The sequence below is a fragment of the Streptomyces curacoi genome, from assembly GCF_001513975.1.
GTDB classification, from domain to species: Bacteria; Actinomycetota; Actinomycetes; order Streptomycetales; family Streptomycetaceae; genus Streptomyces; species Streptomyces curacoi.
Map to the genome: position 1 here is coordinate 183,322 of NZ_KQ947994.1, position 15,613 is coordinate 198,934.

The following is a 15,613-nucleotide window of genomic DNA, read 5'->3' on the forward strand; positions in this document are numbered from 1 at the left end:
GTGACTCAATTGGGGCAATAAGCGCATATATGACCATGTATCACCAAGCGGGAGGTGTCGCCCAGAAGGAGGATGCATGGCCGCCCCTGAACACCGCCGGTCCACCCCTAGGGGACTGGCGCTCCTGACCGCCGGAGTCGTCGTGTCGGCGGCTCTCGTTCCGGGCCCGGCCTTCTCGGCCGACGCCGCATCCCGTCCCGGCCCGCAGCACTCGGCACCGGGGGCCGAACCCCACCCCCGCCCGGAACCCCCGGCCTCGTCCCCCTCTCCCACCGGCGGCACGCACGCGCCCACGGGAATCGCCGCGAGCGGGCCCGCGTTCGGCGCGTTCCTGCACTACGGGCCGGCCGGAGTGCGGCGCATGAAGGAGCTCACCCGCTGGCTGGGCGGCCAGGAACCGCGCGTGGGGCACACGTATCTGCCGGGCGACCTGTGGCGCAACATCGAGGGCGGGCACGGCTTCCTCGACAGCTGGGCCGAGTGGCGGCGGGCCAGGGCCGACCGGCTGTTCGTCCTCAACGTGCCGATGATGGAACGCAACGAGGAGAACGTCCCCGACGCAGAGGTCAGACAGCTGCTGCGACGTGCCGAGGACGGCGCGTTCGACGACCACTTCGAGGTGCTGGCCGAGCGGCTGGTCGACCTGGGGGTGCCGGACACGGTCATCGTGCTCGGCTGGGAGATGAACGGCGTCACCTACACCCATCGCTGCGCCCCCGACCCGGAGAGCTGGAAGCGGTACTGGAGGCGCATCGTCACCGTCATGCGCAAGGTTCCCGGCCAGAGGTTCAGGTTCGACTTCGCCCCGAGCCGCGGCATGGACGCGATCCCCTGGCCGGAGTGCTATCCCGGCGACGACTTCGTCGACATCGTCGGCATGGACGCGTACGACCAGCCGCGGGGCCTGAGCTTCGACGAGCAGGTGTCCGAGCCCTACGGCCTGCAGCACCACGTGGACTTCGCGCGGGCGCACGGCAAGCCGATCTCGTATCCGGAATGGGGTCTGTTCCGCAACGGCGACAACATCAGGTGGATGCTGCGGATGCTCGCCTGGATGGACGAGCACCAGCCGCTGTACAACACCATCACCGACTACTGCCCGCACGGCGTGTGGCTGTGCCCCGACAACCCCCGTGCCTCCGCCCTGTACCGCCTGCTGCTGTCCACGCCCCTGCTGCCGCGGCCGAAACCGGGGCCGTCGGTCCCCGCCCCGACCGCACCGACGGCCGCCGCCGAGCCGGACGCGACACCGCTGCCGGCATCGACACGGACACCGACGGCCCTGCCGTCCGAGCTGCCCGACTGCACGGCACTGGACCTCCCGCCATGGTTCGAGCACCGGGTCGGCGACGAGCTCTCCCTCTGCCTCCACCAGGAGAAGCGCTAGCGGTGATCCGCAGCTCCCGGGCTCCCGCGCAGGATCTTCTTGGCCGTACGACGCGCCGCCGCCTCGCCGGCCGCGGCGGCCAGGAGCGGGACGGTGCGGCGCCGGGCCAGCAGGAAACGCTGGTTGGCGACCGTGTCGGGGTGCCAGCGGTACTTGTACGGCTCGTCGCCGCGCAGCAGGCTCAGCACCCGGGGCCCGCCGCCGGGCGCCAGGTGCTCGGTGGAGGCGTGCAGCAGCATCGCCGCCACGTCCACCTTCCGCTCCCGCAGCCGCGGGTGGAAGCCGTACAGATACGTGCCCGCCATCCCTCCCGACAGCAGGTTGAGATTGACCGCCACCACCGTCCCGTCGAGCAGGAACTCCATCACCGCGGCCTGGCCGGACCGGGCCATGGGCACCACCGACCGGACCAGATGCTCCAGGAACCGCGGCCGTACGTGCTCCGCCGACATCTTCCTGCCCTGCCACTGCAGCCGGTGCAGTTCGAGGAGCCGGCGCAGTGCGGCCTCCGTCTCGTCGTGGCGCACCACCCGCCACTCGACGCCGAGCCGGGCGAGCCGCTTCACCTTGTTGCGGACCCGCTGGGCGTGCCGCGACGACAGCCGCCCGACCAACTCGTCCATGGGCACGGCGGGCAACTGCAGGCACATGGAGTCACGGACCCGGTGACGCGGGCCCCGCCAGCAGAGATACACCCGCTCCATCGCGCCGCCCGGCCGCACCTCACGGAAGTCGACCAGGGCGGTGCGGCCCAGGTCCGCCAGGGCGTCCGCCAGCGCCCCGGCACCCGGCGCGGCCACCGCCTCGTCGATGAGCACATCGCAGAAGTCGGTGATGGCGCCGCCGATCGGCACCAGCGCCGGCAGCGGGTGGCGCACCCGCATCAGCGGCGCCGCCGCCACCAGTTCCCCGCCCCTGCGCACCAGGACGAGCCGCAGCCGGCCCGGCCCGCCGTAGGACAGCCACCACGAGTGCAGCCAGGCATGGCTCTGGAAGGGCGTCGCCGACCGGCACGCCCCGTACAGGCGTTCCCACTCCCCGGCCAGCTCGGCGAAGGCGCGCTCGTCGGTGCACACCTCCACCGACAGCGCGCGGCCGGACGCGGTCATCCCCGGGTCCCGCGGGCGTCGGCGGCGCCTGCCGGGCCGGGTACCGAGGCCCGGCTGCGCTCGTCGTCGTCCGCGGTCCGCCGCGGCCGGGCCAGCAGGGCGAGCCCGCCCAGCAGACCTCCGGCGCTCGCACCCACGAGCGCGGCCAGCGCCGGTGACGCGGACGACGGTTCCGTCGGTTTCAGGGCACGGGCGAGGCGTTCGAGCCGGACGCCGGTCCGGTCCTTGGTGTGGTCGGCCTGTGTGATCAGCGCGTGGGACACGGCGTTGGCGATGTCGACGGCCTGGCCGGGGCTCGACGCGGTCGCCGAGACCGCGACCATCGGCGCGTCCGGCGAGGTCGCCACCTGCACGCTCTCGCGCAGCGTCGCGACCGGCACGCCCGCCCACACCTGCGCGTCCCCGAGCACCGCGAGCTGCGGGGCGACACGGCCGTACGCCTGCGCGAAGCCGAGCGCGTCGGTGCAGTCGGCGTCGGTCTCGCCGGTCGGCACGGCGACGACGGAACTCGTCGCCGTGTACTCCGGCGGCTTCAGCTGGCCGTAGGCGCCGCCGGCCACGGCACCGAGCAGCGCGCCGGCGGGCAGCAGCCACCACGAGGGCAGCCGCTTCGTGCGTGCGCGCGGCGCGGGGCCGAACAGCCGGTCACGCTCAGCGGGATTGTCTGTCATGAGAACTCACTTCCAGGGTCGAGCCGGACAGAGCGGCCGTGTACAGGTCCATCAGCTGCCGGGCGGTGCACGCGATGTCGTAGCGGTGGATGATGTCCGGGACGGTCCGCTCGCCCGGTCCCGCCGTACGCAGCCGCAGCAGTTCGCGCGCGTACGCCGCGGCGCCGCCCGTGACGCGCCGGGCACCGGGTGCCGCGCCCGGCGGCAGGTCCTCGACGGCGGGGCAGCTCGTGTAGAGCACGGGCAGGCCCGCCGCCAGCGCCTCCACCACGGCCAGGCCGAAGGACTCCTGTGCCGACGGCGAGGCGAGCACGTCCATCGCGGACAGCAGGGCGGCCAGATCGGGTGCGTCGTCGCAGGGGACGGGCGGATACGGCCGCTCGCCCGTCAGCACCACCCGGTCCGCGACGCCCAGCGCCCGGGCGGTGCGCCGCAGCGCCGCCTCCTCGGGGCCGCCGCCGACCAGCAACAGGCGTACGTCGCCGGGCAGTTCGGCCAAGGCCCGCACGAGCAGGCCGAAGCGCTTGCCAGGGGCGAGGCGCCCCACACCGCCGACGACGTACGCGTCCTGCGGCAGCCCGAAGAACGCCCGGGCCCGGGTGCGGCGCGCCTCGTCGAAGCGGAACCGGGGCGCGTCGATGCCGTTCGGGATGACCCGGATGCGCTGCCCGGGCACGCCCCACCGCCGCAGCCGGGCGGCCACCGTCGGCGAGACGGCGACCGTGGCGCGGCCCAGGCGCTCACCGGCCAGGTACAGCGCGCGGACACCCGCGGTCAGCGGCCGGCCCTCCAGCCGGTCGACGCCGATGGAGTGCTCGGTGGCCACGACGGCCCCGACTCCCGCGAGCCGCGCCGCGATCCGGCCGTAGAGGCAGGCCCGGTACAGGTGGGTGTGCACCAGGTCGTAGCGGCCGGCGCGGATCAGCCGGGTGAGGCGCGGCAGCGCGCCGAGGTCGCGGTTGCCGCCCATCCCGAGGTGGATGACGCGGACACCGTCGGCGGCCAGGCCCGCGGCGACCGGGCCGGGGTTGGTCAGGGCCACCACGTCGCACTCCGCGGCGAGGTGGCGCAGCAGCAGCCGGAGCTGCTGTTCCGCTCCGCCGACACCGAGCCCGGTGATGATGTGCAGGGCCCTCACACGGCCTCCACGGCACGGCCCCAGACCCGGGCCAGCCGTCGCTTCAGCTCCAGCCGCACCGAGGTGTCCGCCCTCCCGAGGTGGATGCGGGGCAGCGCGAAGTCGCCGGCGCCGACCGGGCCGGGGCCGATCGCGCACGCGTAGCGGTAACCGGCCCGGCGCACGGCGTCGGCCGCGCGCTCGTCGAGACGGCCGTACGGGTAGCAGAAGCCCTCGACGTCGCCGCCGGTGATCCCGGCGAGCCGGTGCCGGCTGTCGTCGACCTCGGTGTGCAGCACCTGGTCCGTGGCCCGGGTCAGATCGAGGTGGGTCAGGCCGTGCGAGGCGACCTCCATGCCCGCGGCCACGGCACGGCGGATGCCGTCCACGTCGAGCAGCGGCTTGCGCGGGCCGGTCGGCTCCCATGTGTTCTCGCCGCCGAGCAGCCCGGGCAGCACGAACACGGTCGCCGTGAAACCCCGGCGGCGCAGCACCGGCAGCGCGGTGGTGACGAAGTCGGTGTACCCGTCGTCGAAGGTGAGCCCGACCAGGCCGCGCTCCGCGCCCCGGGCCCGCGCCGCGAGCAGCTCCCGCACGCTCACCCCGCGCAGACCGCGGCCGGCCAGCCAGGCGAGCTGCCGGTCGAGGCGCGCGGGCGTGACGGTGACGTTGTACGGGTCGTCCGGGCAGTCGGAGACGGAGTGGTACATGGCCACCCAGGCGGGGGAACGCCGCTTCGGGCGTCCCGCCGCGGCCGGTCGGGGATCGGGTTCGGCCGTGCTCGGCGCGGCGGAGGTGTCAGCGACCATGGCGAGGCTTTCGTGTGACGGAGCGACTGAGGGAGTGCGCGACGGAGAGCAGCAGGGACCGGGCGTCCGCCGCGTCGAGGATCCGGACCAGCAGCAGGAAGACGGCGCTCACGCACCCGCAGCAGGCGGCGACGGCCGCCAGGGGCGAGGCGAACAGCCCCGCACAGACCAGCCCGGCTCCGGTGGCGCACACGGCCGCGTACACCGGCCCGGCCAGTCCGGCGACGACCCGGCGGACGCGCACGGGCACGGTGCGCGGCCCCAGCCCGTGCAGCAGGAGCAGTGCCGTGAGGGTGATCCCGGCCGCGTTGGCCGCGGCGATGCCGCGCGCGCCCCAGGGACCCACGGCCCAGGCGCTGACGACGACGGTGGCCAGCGTGCCCACGCCCATCGCGCCCAGCGGGAACCAGGTGGTCCGGCCGGCCGAGAAGTACGACTGCACGAGCGCCCCCACCAGCGTGTGCCCGAGCAGTCCCGCCGCGTACACCCGCATCACGGCGGCGGTCGCGGCGGTGTCCTCGGCCGTGAACGCGCCGCGCTGGAACAGCAGCTGGACGATCTGCGGCGCGCAGGCCACGACCACGGCGGCGCCGAGCAGGACCAGACAGGCCGTCAGCACCAGGTCCCGCTCGACCCGGTCCCTGGCCCGCCGCGTGTCGCCCTCGGCGATGGCCCGCGCCACCACCGGGAAGGTGACGACACACACCATCAGCGCCAGCGACATCGGCAACTGGGCGACCTTCTGGGCGTAGTTGAGATGCGAGATGGCACCGGAGGGCAGCCCGGACGCGAAGTACCGCTCGATGAGGACCTGCGACTGCCGGCACAGGGTGAACAGCAGGACCGCGCAGACGAGGCCCAGCGCGAGCGTCCGGCCGCCGTCCCCCTCGCCCCCGCCCCCCTCGTACGCCGCAGCCGGCCGGCCGGGCCGCCCGGCGATCCGCCGCCACAGGGACGGTGCCTGTACGGCGGCCATGAGGCACCCGCCCACGGCGACGCCGAGAGCCGCGGACCGTACGCCCCAGTGCTCGCTGAGAACGAGCATCGCGGCGATGATCGCGGCGTTGTACGCGATGTAGATGGTGCCCGGCGCGAGATAGCTGCCGTGGGCCCGCAGCGCCGCACCGCAGTACCCGGCCAGCCCGAAGCTCAGCACGCAGGTCGCGGTCAGCCGGGTGCAGGACACGGCCAGGGACGGGTCGGGCAGGCCGGGCGCGAGGACGGAGACCAGCAGCGGCGCCCCGGCCGCGAGCACGGCGGCCGTCGCGGCGAGGGCGAGGCACAGCCGCGGCAGCGTGGCGGCGACCAGGGCGTGCACGGGGTCGGGGGTGCCGGACCCGTTCGCCCGCCGGGCCAGCGCCACGCTGAACGCGGGCACGAGCAGGAACGCCATGCCGTCCTCGATCAGCAGCGTCGACGCCATCTCGGGCACCGTCCAGGCCACCAGGAACGCGTCGCTGGCCGCCCCGGCCCCGAAGAGGTGCGCGAGCGCCTGGTCCCGGCCGAGCCCGAGGAGCGCCCCGGCCATGGACAGCGCGGCGGTCAGCAACGTCGCCCTGGCGAGAAAGCGCCGCGAGGGAGCACCCGGCCGCCGGGTGGACGCCGGGCCGGGGAGAGGGCCCGCCGCGGGCACGCTTTCGATGAGCGGTGGGCCGTCTCTGCCGGGCGTGTGCTCGGGGGCGTCGCCGGTCGTCGCCGGCCGGGAGCTCATCGCGGGCCCGATTCCGCCGCCGGGGCCGACGCCTCGTCGTGTCCCAGCGCCCACCAGGCGGCGAGGCCGAAGCAGAGGGCCGTCAGGACGGTGGAGGGGCCGCCGATGTCGGCGTACAGGAAGTTCACGAGCTGCCACAGCAGCAGTCCGCAGGCCGGCAGCGCGCAGTCGCGGACGCCTCCGCCCCGTCGCAGCCGGCGCAGTGCGCACACCAGCAGCGCCAGCCAGCTGCCCGCCACCGTGAGCAGGCCCAGCAGGCCCTGTTCGCTCAGCAGCAGCAGGTACATGTTGTGCGGGGAGAGCAGCGGCTGGCGCCGGAAGGCCTGGCCCGCTCCCGCCGTGTCGCTGCCCGACGACAGGGCGAGCGAGGCATGGCCGTCCCGGTGTGCCGGAAAGGCCTTCAGTCCCACGCCCGTCACCGGATGCTCGCGCCACATACCGGCCGCGGCCGCCCACATGGTGTATCGGTCCACGACCGACTGGTCCGGCGCGTCGGCGACCTGGGTGATGCTGGTCAGCCGCGCCTGCACCGCCGCGGCGCCCACGCCGAGCCCGCCCACCAGCACCACGCAGGCCGCGGCCGCCGCCGCGCACACCTGCACCGCCCGCCGCACCCCGACCAGCAGCAACTGCGCCCCGCACGCCACCGCCGTGGCGATCCAGGCGCCCCGGCTGAAGGACAGCGCGAGCGGCACCAGCAGGGCCAGCGCACATCCGGCCGCCACGACCCGCTGCCGGCGCGCCCGCGCCCCGAGCGCGAGACCGGTCGCGGCCACCACCCCGTACGCGACGACGGACGCCATCCCCATCACATCGGACGGCCCGAACGTGCCCACCGCCCGGATGTCGGCCCCCTGATACAGGGCCCCGGTCCCGGTGAGGTTCTGGTGCACGCCGATCGCGCCCTGCCACAGCGCGAGGCCGACCAGGGACCACAGCACCAGCCGGGCCCTCCTCCGGTCCCGCACCAGCAGCACCACGGCGACCGGGACGAGCACGAACACCTGCAGGTACCGTGCCAGCCCGGTGATCGCGTCGCTGGTGGTCGCCGCCCCCGCCGCGGCGACCGCGATGCCCACCACCGGCAGCCCGAGCACGCCCGCCGCCGTCCGTGTCAGCGGGCGCCGCGCCCGCCGTGCGCTGTCCACGACGGCCCACAGCACCAGGACCGCGGAGGCCGCGTCGGCGGGCGTGGCGCCGCTGTCCGGTGCGACCGGCAGCCCCAGCAGGACGACGACCGCCACGACGGGCAGTACGGACAGAACCGACAGGGCGGAGCCGGCCCGGCGCGGCGCGGGCTGCGCCCGCACGAGCGGGGGCGAGGCCACCGAGGGAGCGGTCACCGGTGCTCAGCTCCCCGTCGGCCGTACGAACTGGGCCGCTGTGCGCAGCAGGATGCAGACGTCCTGCCACAGCGACCAGTTGTCGATGTAGGCGTTGTCGTAGCGGCACCGGTCCTCGATCGAGGTGTCGCCGCGCAGCCCGTGGATCTGGGCGAGCCCGGTGATCCCGGTGCGCATCCGGTGGCGCGCCGGATAGCCCGGATGGGCCCGGCTGAACCGGGCGACGAAGTAGGGCCGTTCGGGCCGGGGTCCGACCAGGCTCATGTCGCCGCGGAAGACGTTCCACAGCTGCAGCAGCTCGTCCAGCGAGGTACGGCGCAAAAACTGGCAGAAGCGGCTCATGTCCTGCTCGTTCGCCACGCTCCAGCGGGTCGCCGCCTCGTGCGCGCTGGCGGGCCGGTGGGTGCGCAGCTTCAGCATCGTGAACGGCCGTCCGTCCCTGCCGATCCGCTCCTGCCGGAACACCACGCCCGGCCCGTCCATGGCCCACAGCACCAGCGCGCACCCGAGCAGAACCGGCCCGGCCAGCACCAGCAGCGAACCCGAGAGCACCACGTCGAGCACCCGCTTGCCCACGCTGCCACGCCGCCGTGCGCACGCCGGCCACAGCAGCCTGCGCGAGAAACCGGCCAGATGCCCCGCGTCGCTCCAGCAGCACCCGCCGAGCCCGTACGACGGCGGGTCCGCGTCCAGCTCCCACAGCACACAGCCGTATCCGGCCAACCCCCGCAGCACGGCGGCCTTCTCCACCCGGGTGGCGGCCCCCACGACGAGCACCGTCTCCACCCCGTTCTGGATGAGCGCCCGACACGCGTCCTGCGCCGTGGTGAGCACCGGCAGTCCGGGCTCCTCGTCGGTGTCGCCGAGGACTTCCAGGCCGTCGGCGACGAGACCCACGGGCCGTACTTCGCAGCCCGGTTGGCGCAGCAACGCCGCCGCGACCCGCCGGGCCACCGAGACCGGGCCGACCACCAGGGCGGGACGCGGCCGGCGCCGCAGTGCCCGCCGCCGGCCGGCGTGCACCGCCGCGCGGCCCGCGCAGGCCGCCGCACAGTGCACGGCGACGACGCCGGCCAGCACGGCCGGCGGGAGCGACCGCAGCGGGGAGAGCGCCGCGGCAGCCGCCCAGACGACGGCGATCCGTCCGCAGACGGCGGGCAGTTCGTCCAGTACGCGGGGGACGGCGAACGTGTCGTACAGCGCGGCCCGCCGGTTCAGACCGATCACGGCGAGAGCCAGCACGGCGACGACCAGGGGGTACCGGTGGGCGGCGGGCAGGACCAGGGCGCCCAGCAGGGCGGCGCCGCCGTCCACGAGCCACAGGAACACCGGGGAGTCCCGCCGGGGCCGGCGTGCTCCCCGCCCGGCGGGCACCCGGCGTCCGGCGGCGCTGCCGCCCGGGGGAAGGACATAGAGGGCGCCCTCTGGCTCCCGCTGCTTCCCCGCGGGCGAGGCGACGGTGCTTTCCGCGGTCATGTGGTGATGCACTTCCTGCCCTCGTTGGGTCCGACGACCGGCGTGGCGGCGGTGCCGAGCAGTTCGCGGTACACATCGGTCACCGCGGCCGTGGCGTGCCGCAGGTCGTGGGCGACGAGCACATGCGCGCGGCCCAGTGCGCCCAGCGAGGTGCGCAGCGGCTCGTCCCGCAGCAGCGCCGTGAGCGCCCGGGCCAGCGCGTCGGGGTCCTCCGGCGGCACCAGGCAGGACGGCGGATGGCCCTGCGGCAGGCTCTCGCGGGCCCCGTCCACGTCCGTGACGACGACCGGCCGGGCGCAGGCCATGGCCTCCAGCGGGGCGAGCGCCATACCCTCCCAACGGGACGGCAGGACCACGACGTCGGCGGCCCGGTACCAGGGGGCGGTGTCGGGCACGCCGCCCGCGAACTCCACCGACTCCGGCGCCCCGGCGCGCAGCCGGTCCGCGTCCGGTCCGTCGCCGACCAGCACCAGCCGCGCGCCGGGCACCCGCCGCACCACCTCGGGCCAGGCCCGAAGGAGCACGTCCTGCCCCTTCTGGCGGCACAGCCGGCCCACGCACACGACGAGCGGACCCGCCCCGGACCGCGCGCTGTCCCCGTCCGGCCGGAACCTGTCGGTGTCGACACCGTTGGGGACGACACCCCACACGGCGGGGATCGCGCACCGCTCCCCGGTCCGCCGCTCGGCCTCGCTCACGCACAGCACCCGCGTCGCCCACCGCGCCCCGAACCGCTCCCAGGCCAGCGCCAGCCGCGCGACGGCTCCGCCCACGGCCTCGAACGACCAGGCGTGCGGCTGGAAGACGGTCGGCAGCCGGCCGTGCACCGCGAGCCTGGCCGCGAGCCCGGCCTTCGCGCTGTGCGCGTGCACCAGGTCCGGTCCCACATCCCCGACCAGCCGCGCCAACTGCCGTACTTCCGCGGGGAGCCGGTGCCCCGGTGAGCGGGTCGCGTCCCAGCGGCGCACGGTGCAGCCCAGCGCGCGCAGGGCGTCGGCCAGCATGCCGCCCTCGGGACAGGCCACGGTCACCCGCAGCCCGGCGGCGAGCTGTGCCGCCACCAGGTCCGTCACGACCCGCGCGACACCGCCGTCGACGGGCTGGGCGACATGCAGGATGTGCGGGGAGATGCGCATGACCGATGCTGCCCTTCCGAAGAAATGAGTCCCAACCAGCAACACGATGTGCGGCCCGCGTTCCCGATATAAGATCCCGCACCTGTTCGAGAGGGTCTGTGGTTCAATCGGCTTCCTGGATTCCGAGGGTGAGCAGCACCAGCCACTTATCCATACTTATCTGAGAAGCGGTCGGCCAGGTGGGAACGGCAGCGTTTTCCGAGTTGTTTCCCGTGCGGGACCACCCATTTGGAGCCCCGGGGTGGCCGGCGCGAAAAAGGCCTCTCATCAGGGCGGACGGGCCGTTCACCCCTGACAGTTCGTCACATGGCCGGGGGCCACCGGTTGCGGACGCGGCGGACCGGTTTAACGGTGATCACACGATTGTCCGGCTCTCTGATGCAGGACCGGCGCCTGAGGCGAAGCAGCCGCCGATCCTCCAGACCCGTTGTGCCGATCACGGTCGGCACGACGGGTCTTTTCGTATGAGTTACCTGGAACTTGTCGGCAGCAGAGTTTCCCGAGGGGCCCCCTGTCGTTAGCCCAGGAGAACTGAGACCGAGTCACTCGCGACGCCTGAGCGATGAAATCCCCTGCGGGGAGCGCGAGTTACGGAAGACAAGTTTCCAGGAAAGGAACACGATGAAGAACCTGAAGGCTGCTGCCGTTGTCGTCGGCTCCCTCGCCGTTGCCGGTACCGCTGGGCCCGCCGCCGCGGTGGACCTGTCGGCGCCCGGCCTTGTCGACAACGGGAAGACGGTCGCCCGCAGCCTCCCCGCGGCCGCCAAGCTGCCGACGGGCTACGTGGGCAACAACGTGAAGCGCACGGCGGACGGCGTGAAGCAGGGCGTGCGGAACTCGAGCGTGGTGAAGACCCCCGTCTTCGGCGGCACCCTGCCGAACCCCATCGACGGCCAGCTGCTCGGTGGACTTCCGGTCGGCAAGCCGGCGATCAAGTAGGCGATTTCGTTCCTCGGCTCGATGTTCCGGGCCGGCTCCGAGTCCTTCGGAGCCGGCCCTTCGGCATGTGGGGCGAAGTGCAATTGTCCTATCGCCCCGTTGGGCCGAACGGACGATTCAGGGTGACCCCTGGCACAACAGCTTCGTTGGACCAACTGAATGGGCGCTCTTCCTCCTTGCTGGCGCTCCCTCATGGACCGGTGATCCGCCTGTCGGCGTTTTTGCCGGTCGCCTCCTGACCGTGGGCCCTGTCTGCGTTACGACGCGGACAGGGCCCACGGGTTTGGTGGGGAACCCACTGCTCCGGCGGGAACTCGCCGAGGGCGCGAAAATGCCGATGGCGGTCCACCGGCTTCCGGCGGACCGCCATCGGGCGAAGGACTGCTCAGAACAGCAGGCCGCCCACGTACGGGGCGTTCTGCGCCTGGTTGATCCTCGCCGTGTTGCAGGCGGCGTAGTGCGAGTTCGGCGCGGCGACGCCACCGAGGACGGCTCCGTTGGACCACGGGGCAAGGCAGCGAGCGTCGATAAGAGTGCCGTTCACTACAGCGACACCCTGCTGCGGTTCGTTGACGACGACCGGGGAAGCCGAGAATCCGCTACCGCCCTTGACAGTGGTGGTGTCGCTGTCGGCCGTGGCGGTGCCGCCGGTCGCAAGGACGATGCCTGCCGCGATGGCGGAAATGGCCGTAACCTTGTTACGCATGAGTTGAGCCTCCGGGCTGCGTGTGGGTTTACCTGCTCCGAATTGCTCGGAGCAGGGGTCAGAACAGCAGACCGCCCCTGTAGGCGGCGTTCTGCGACTGGTCGATCGGGGCCGTGTTGCAGGCGGCATAGTGCGAGTTCGGTGCGACTACGCCGCCGAGGACGGCTCCGTTCGACCACGGCACGGCACAGCGGAGATCGACGACGCTGCCGTTGACGACGGCAATACCCTGCTGAGGCGCGTTGACGACGACCGGGGAAGCCGAGAAACCACTACCGCCCTTGACGGTGGTGGTGTCGCTGTCGGCCGTGGCGGTGCCGCCGGTCGCAAGGACGATGCCTGCTGCCACGGCGGAAATGGCCGTAACCTTGTTACGCATGATTTGAGCCTTTCCGGGCTGCGTGTGGGAGTACCTGCTCCGAATCGCTCGGGACAGGGGTCAGAACAGCAGGCCGCCCGCGTACGGGGCGTTCTGCGTCTGGTCCACCTTGGCCGTGTTGCAGGCGGCGTAATGCGAGTTCGGCGGGACGACACCACCGAGTACGGCTCCGTTGGACCACGGGGCAAGGCAACGACCGTCGACGAGGGTGCCGTTGACGATGAGAACGCCCTGCTGGGGCGCGTTCACGACGACAGGGGACGACGAGAAGCCACTACCCCCCTTGACAGTGGTGTTCTTGCCGTTGCCGTCGTATTCACCAGCGGTGGCAACGCCGGCTCCGGCGACGACAGTGCTGAGGGCGAGGGCCGTGATGACCGCGAACTTCTTGGGCAACTCGGTTCCTTCCTGAATTCACGGTTGCGCACGCTTACGAAAAGGAAACCCGTATATGCACGCATAAGTCACGGTGGGAACATTCAAACGTGGGCAGATTCCATCGGATGGCGCAACCAAGCGGGCTCGCAGGTGCCTCCGGCTTTACGTTCACTCATGCGGAACGCCCTGCCGAAGGCGGACGCGGAGGTGGAATCCGTGCGGTCTTCCGGGAAATTTAGGGGCGGTTGAGCCGAATGAGCCGGCCCGGCCGGACGCGGACGTGCGTCCGGCCCACCGGCAAGGTGCGGGCCGGTGGGCCGGACAGACGGTTCGCGGGTCAGTGGGCTTTCGGGCCCGCCATATGCGGAGGTGGAGCTGTGGGTCCGGATCCAGCGCCTGGGCCTGGCTGCGGTTTCCAGCCGCCGAGAACCGGATCAGAGTCTCAGAATTCCGGGCCCAGCTCTGTCCCGCCGATTGTCACTTGGGAAGGAGGGTGCCGAGCCCCGAGGCGGTCGGTGCCTGCAGCGGGCGGACCTGTACAGAGCCGCTTCCGGCCGGGTTCTTCACCGGAATCGTGGGCCGCTTGGCAGCCTCCGGGTCCATTCCGTCCAGGTAAACGCCGGACATTCCCACCGAGTTCTTCTTCTTGTCGAACGCGCTGCCCTTCGCGATCCCGCCGTCACGAGCCAGCCGCGTCACGACGTCGGCCGCGGGCACGACCGCCGGGGTCACCTTGGTCGGGGACATGAGCCCGAGCGGGCTGGTGGAGATTCCCGAGCCCCCGGCGGCCGCTGCCGCGGCGGCGGAGCCACCCACAAGACCCGCACCGATGGCCAACGCCGCAGTGGTGAAAACTGCCTTCTTCATGATTCACCTCGCTAGAAAGTACCTCTGATCCGACGGTTGGAGAACATAGCAGTCCAGCGGCCGTGCAAAAGCGACGCGTTGCTCCATACGCGTGAAAGTCGCAGGGGTGAAGAATGGAATGCACAGAGGCATTCGGAGGGATGGGCATCTGGTCGGCGAATCGATTGATCCTATGGTGCGTCCGGCCTAATTCGAGCGCCTGCGCGACGTGGAATGGGAAAAGGGGCAGGTGGCCTACCCTCGCCGCCATGACCATCGACACCGCCACGTTCACGCCGACCTGGTCCGAGGAGTTCGACCGCCCGATCGCCTGGGGCGCCAAATGGGTCGGCGACAGATCGAGCGCCTACCGCTACGGCGATCACAACCCCGACGACAACAAGCTCGACTGGCTCGACCCCGGCTGTGTGACCGTCCGCGACGGTGTGGCCACCTTCACCGCGGCACCGGCCGGCCGCACCCTGGAGAACGGTCTGCAGGCCTGGCACACCGGCCTGCTCACCACCGAATACTCCGACGAGGGCTTCCAGGTGCGCACCGGCGACCAGATCGAGACCCGGGTCAGACTGCCCCACGGGGCCGGAGCCTGGCCGGCGCTGTGGACCTGGAAGGACGGCGAGAACGAGGTCGACTCCTTCGAGTACCACCCGGACAACCCGCACCTGCTGGAGCTGTCCAACCAGGTCAACGGTGCGTCGACGTACCACACCGACCCCGACGCGGTCGCCCCGGACCGGTGGGTGACCATCGGCACCCGCTACGGCGCGCGTTCCGTCGAGTGGTACGTCAACGGCGAGAGCGTCTTCTGCGACGGCGCCGGTGTCGGCGCCGACTGGTCGGCGTATCTCATCCTGAACCTGTCGGTGTGCGCCGGCCGGTACCACCCGGCCCCCTGCGGCCCGGCTCCCCTCACCTTCGCCGTCGACTACCTGCGCGTCTACCGCGAGGCCGCGCGGTGACCTCCGCTCCGGGCCCGCGACGGACCGTGGGCGGCGGCCGTGCGTTCGCCGTGCTGCTGGTGCTCACCGGGGCGGCCGGGCTGCTGGCCTCCTGGGTCATCACCCTCGACAAGTTCAAGCTGCTTCAGGACCCGGACTTCACCCCCGGCTGCAGCCTGAACCCGGTGCTGACCTGCGGCAGCGTGATGAAGAGCGAACAAGCCTCGGCCTTCGGGTTCCCCAACCCGATGCTGGGCCTGGTCGCCTACGGCATCGTGATCTGCGTCGGCGCGAGCCTGCTCGCCGGAGCCGCCTTCCCGCGCTGGTACTGGCTGGCCTTCGAGGCCGGATGCCTGTTCGGCATCGGGTTCGTCTCCTGGCTGCAGTTCGAGTCCCTGTACCGGATCAACGCCCTGTGCCTGTGGTGCTGCCTGGCCTGGCTCGCGACCATCCTGCTGTTCTGGTCCCTGACGTCCTTCCTCGTGCGGCACGGCCTGCTGCCCGCACCGGGCCCGGTGCGGAACTTCCTCGCGGAGTTCGGCTGGGTGCCTCCGCTGCTGCACATCGGCATCGTCGGGATGCTGATCCTGACCCGCTGGTGGGACTTCTGGACGAGCTGACCATTGCACCGTATGGGCGCTTCGGTG

At 72.5% G+C, this 15,613-nt stretch carries 16 protein-coding genes; 4 read left to right on the top strand and 12 right to left on the bottom strand.

The window, feature by feature from the left end; translation table 11 throughout:
• Window positions 1-76 precede the first annotated feature (76 nt).
• Window positions 77-1,387 (top strand): glycoside hydrolase family 26 protein, encoded by a 1,311-nt coding sequence (locus AQI70_RS32260; RefSeq protein ID WP_062155989.1) that lies wholly within the window; start codon window positions 77-79, stop codon window positions 1,385-1,387.
• Here the strand turns inward: AQI70_RS32260 and AQI70_RS32265 are convergent.
• From AQI70_RS32265 to AQI70_RS32300, 8 genes are read right to left on the bottom strand one after another with little or no spacing between them, the layout of a single operon-like run.
• Entirely contained in the window at window positions 1,384-2,496 is a 1,113-nt protein-coding gene (locus AQI70_RS32265) for a GNAT family N-acetyltransferase (protein WP_062155990.1), read from the bottom strand. The two genes, AQI70_RS32260 and AQI70_RS32265, sit on opposite strands and share 4 nt — an antisense overlap.
• Window positions 2,493-3,167 (bottom strand): YveK family protein, encoded by a 675-nt coding sequence (locus AQI70_RS32270; protein WP_062155991.1) that lies wholly within the window; start codon window positions 3,165-3,167, stop codon window positions 2,493-2,495. The genes AQI70_RS32265 and AQI70_RS32270 overlap by 4 nt, the downstream gene beginning before the upstream one ends.
• Entirely contained in the window at window positions 3,148-4,305 is a 1,158-nt protein-coding gene (locus AQI70_RS32275; protein WP_062155992.1) for a glycosyltransferase, read from the bottom strand. Before AQI70_RS32275 ends, AQI70_RS32270 begins: the two co-directional genes overlap by 20 nt.
• Window positions 4,302-5,093 carry a polysaccharide deacetylase family protein gene (locus AQI70_RS32280; RefSeq protein WP_062155993.1) on the bottom strand — a complete coding sequence of 264 codons (792 nt, stop codon included), beginning with the start codon at window positions 5,091-5,093 and terminating at the stop codon, window positions 4,302-4,304. Before AQI70_RS32280 ends, AQI70_RS32275 begins: the two co-directional genes overlap by 4 nt.
• Window positions 5,083-6,804, bottom strand: coding sequence for a murein biosynthesis integral membrane protein MurJ (gene murJ / locus AQI70_RS32285; protein ID WP_062155994.1), 1,722 nt, complete (start codon window positions 6,802-6,804; stop codon window positions 5,083-5,085). The genes AQI70_RS32280 and murJ overlap by 11 nt, the downstream gene beginning before the upstream one ends.
• Window positions 6,801-8,114, bottom strand: a complete 1,314-nt coding sequence (locus AQI70_RS32290) for an O-antigen ligase family protein (RefSeq protein WP_062156054.1) — start codon at window positions 8,112-8,114, stop codon at window positions 6,801-6,803. Before AQI70_RS32290 ends, murJ begins: the two co-directional genes overlap by 4 nt.
• 39 nt (window positions 8,115-8,153) lie before the next feature.
• Window positions 8,154-9,623 (bottom strand): exopolysaccharide biosynthesis polyprenyl glycosylphosphotransferase, encoded by a 1,470-nt coding sequence (locus tag AQI70_RS32295; protein ID WP_062155995.1) that lies wholly within the window; start codon window positions 9,621-9,623, stop codon window positions 8,154-8,156.
• Complete coding sequence (locus tag AQI70_RS32300; protein ID WP_107117125.1) at window positions 9,620-10,759, bottom strand: glycosyltransferase; 1,140 nt, start codon at window positions 10,757-10,759, stop codon at window positions 9,620-9,622. Before AQI70_RS32300 ends, AQI70_RS32295 begins: the two co-directional genes overlap by 4 nt.
• Before the next feature lie 621 nt (window positions 10,760-11,380).
• Here AQI70_RS32300 and AQI70_RS32305 point away from each other — a divergent pair.
• A complete protein-coding gene (locus tag AQI70_RS32305; protein WP_004001124.1) occupies window positions 11,381-11,698 on the top strand; it encodes a hypothetical protein in 318 nt (105 codons plus the stop codon).
• Window positions 11,699-12,083: 385 nt separating this feature from the next.
• Here AQI70_RS32305 and AQI70_RS32310 read toward each other — a convergent pair whose 3' ends face one another.
• The 4 genes from AQI70_RS32310 to AQI70_RS32325 form a co-directional block, all read right to left on the bottom strand.
• Window positions 12,084-12,404 carry a hypothetical protein gene (locus AQI70_RS32310; protein WP_062155997.1) on the bottom strand — a complete coding sequence of 107 codons (321 nt, stop codon included), beginning with the start codon at window positions 12,402-12,404 and terminating at the stop codon, window positions 12,084-12,086.
• 58 nt (window positions 12,405-12,462) lie between these two features.
• A complete protein-coding gene (locus AQI70_RS32315) occupies window positions 12,463-12,783 on the bottom strand; it encodes a hypothetical protein (protein WP_062155998.1) in 321 nt (106 codons plus the stop codon).
• A gap of 60 nt (window positions 12,784-12,843) precedes the next feature.
• Complete coding sequence (locus AQI70_RS32320) at window positions 12,844-13,179, bottom strand: hypothetical protein (protein ID WP_004001127.1); 336 nt, start codon at window positions 13,177-13,179, stop codon at window positions 12,844-12,846.
• 459 nt (window positions 13,180-13,638) lie between these two features.
• On the bottom strand, window positions 13,639-14,028 hold the full coding sequence (locus AQI70_RS32325; RefSeq protein ID WP_244181921.1) for a hypothetical protein: 390 nt from the start codon (window positions 14,026-14,028) through the stop codon (window positions 13,639-13,641).
• 248 nt (window positions 14,029-14,276) lie between these two features.
• Here AQI70_RS32325 and AQI70_RS32330 point away from each other — a divergent pair, with 248 nt between their 5' ends.
• Window positions 14,277-14,987 carry a glycoside hydrolase family 16 protein gene (locus AQI70_RS32330; RefSeq protein ID WP_062156000.1) on the top strand — a complete coding sequence of 237 codons (711 nt, stop codon included), beginning with the start codon at window positions 14,277-14,279 and terminating at the stop codon, window positions 14,985-14,987.
• Complete coding sequence (locus AQI70_RS32335) at window positions 14,984-15,586, top strand: vitamin K epoxide reductase family protein (protein ID WP_062156001.1); 603 nt, start codon at window positions 14,984-14,986, stop codon at window positions 15,584-15,586. Before AQI70_RS32330 ends, AQI70_RS32335 begins: the two co-directional genes overlap by 4 nt.
• Window positions 15,587-15,613 lie beyond the last annotated feature (27 nt).

What these genes read in the sequence shown, in the direction of transcription:
- murJ (WP_062155994.1), bottom strand. Translation starts at nt 6,804, where the DNA reads ATGAGCTCCCGGCCGGCGACGACCGGCGACGCCCCCGAGCACACGCCC.
- AQI70_RS32310 (WP_062155997.1), bottom strand. Translation starts at nt 12,404, where the DNA reads ATGCGTAACAAGGTTACGGCCATTTCCGCCATCGCGGCAGGCATCGTC.
- AQI70_RS32330 (WP_062156000.1), top strand. Translation starts at nt 14,277, where the DNA reads ATGACCATCGACACCGCCACGTTCACGCCGACCTGGTCCGAGGAGTTC.
- AQI70_RS32300 (WP_107117125.1), bottom strand. Translation starts at nt 10,759, where the DNA reads ATGCGCATCTCCCCGCACATCCTGCATGTCGCCCAGCCCGTCGACGGC.
- AQI70_RS32260 (WP_062155989.1), top strand. Translation starts at nt 77, where the DNA reads ATGGCCGCCCCTGAACACCGCCGGTCCACCCCTAGGGGACTGGCGCTC.
- AQI70_RS32295 (WP_062155995.1), bottom strand. Translation starts at nt 9,623, where the DNA reads ATGACCGCGGAAAGCACCGTCGCCTCGCCCGCGGGGAAGCAGCGGGAG.
- AQI70_RS32305 (WP_004001124.1), top strand. Translation starts at nt 11,381, where the DNA reads ATGAAGAACCTGAAGGCTGCTGCCGTTGTCGTCGGCTCCCTCGCCGTT.
- AQI70_RS32315 (WP_062155998.1), bottom strand. Translation starts at nt 12,783, where the DNA reads ATGCGTAACAAGGTTACGGCCATTTCCGCCGTGGCAGCAGGCATCGTC.
- AQI70_RS32325 (WP_244181921.1), bottom strand. Translation starts at nt 14,028, where the DNA reads ATGAAGAAGGCAGTTTTCACCACTGCGGCGTTGGCCATCGGTGCGGGT.
- AQI70_RS32280 (WP_062155993.1), bottom strand. Translation starts at nt 5,093, where the DNA reads ATGGTCGCTGACACCTCCGCCGCGCCGAGCACGGCCGAACCCGATCCC.
- AQI70_RS32270 (WP_062155991.1), bottom strand. Translation starts at nt 3,167, where the DNA reads ATGACAGACAATCCCGCTGAGCGTGACCGGCTGTTCGGCCCCGCGCCG.
- AQI70_RS32265 (WP_062155990.1), bottom strand. Translation starts at nt 2,496, where the DNA reads ATGACCGCGTCCGGCCGCGCGCTGTCGGTGGAGGTGTGCACCGACGAG.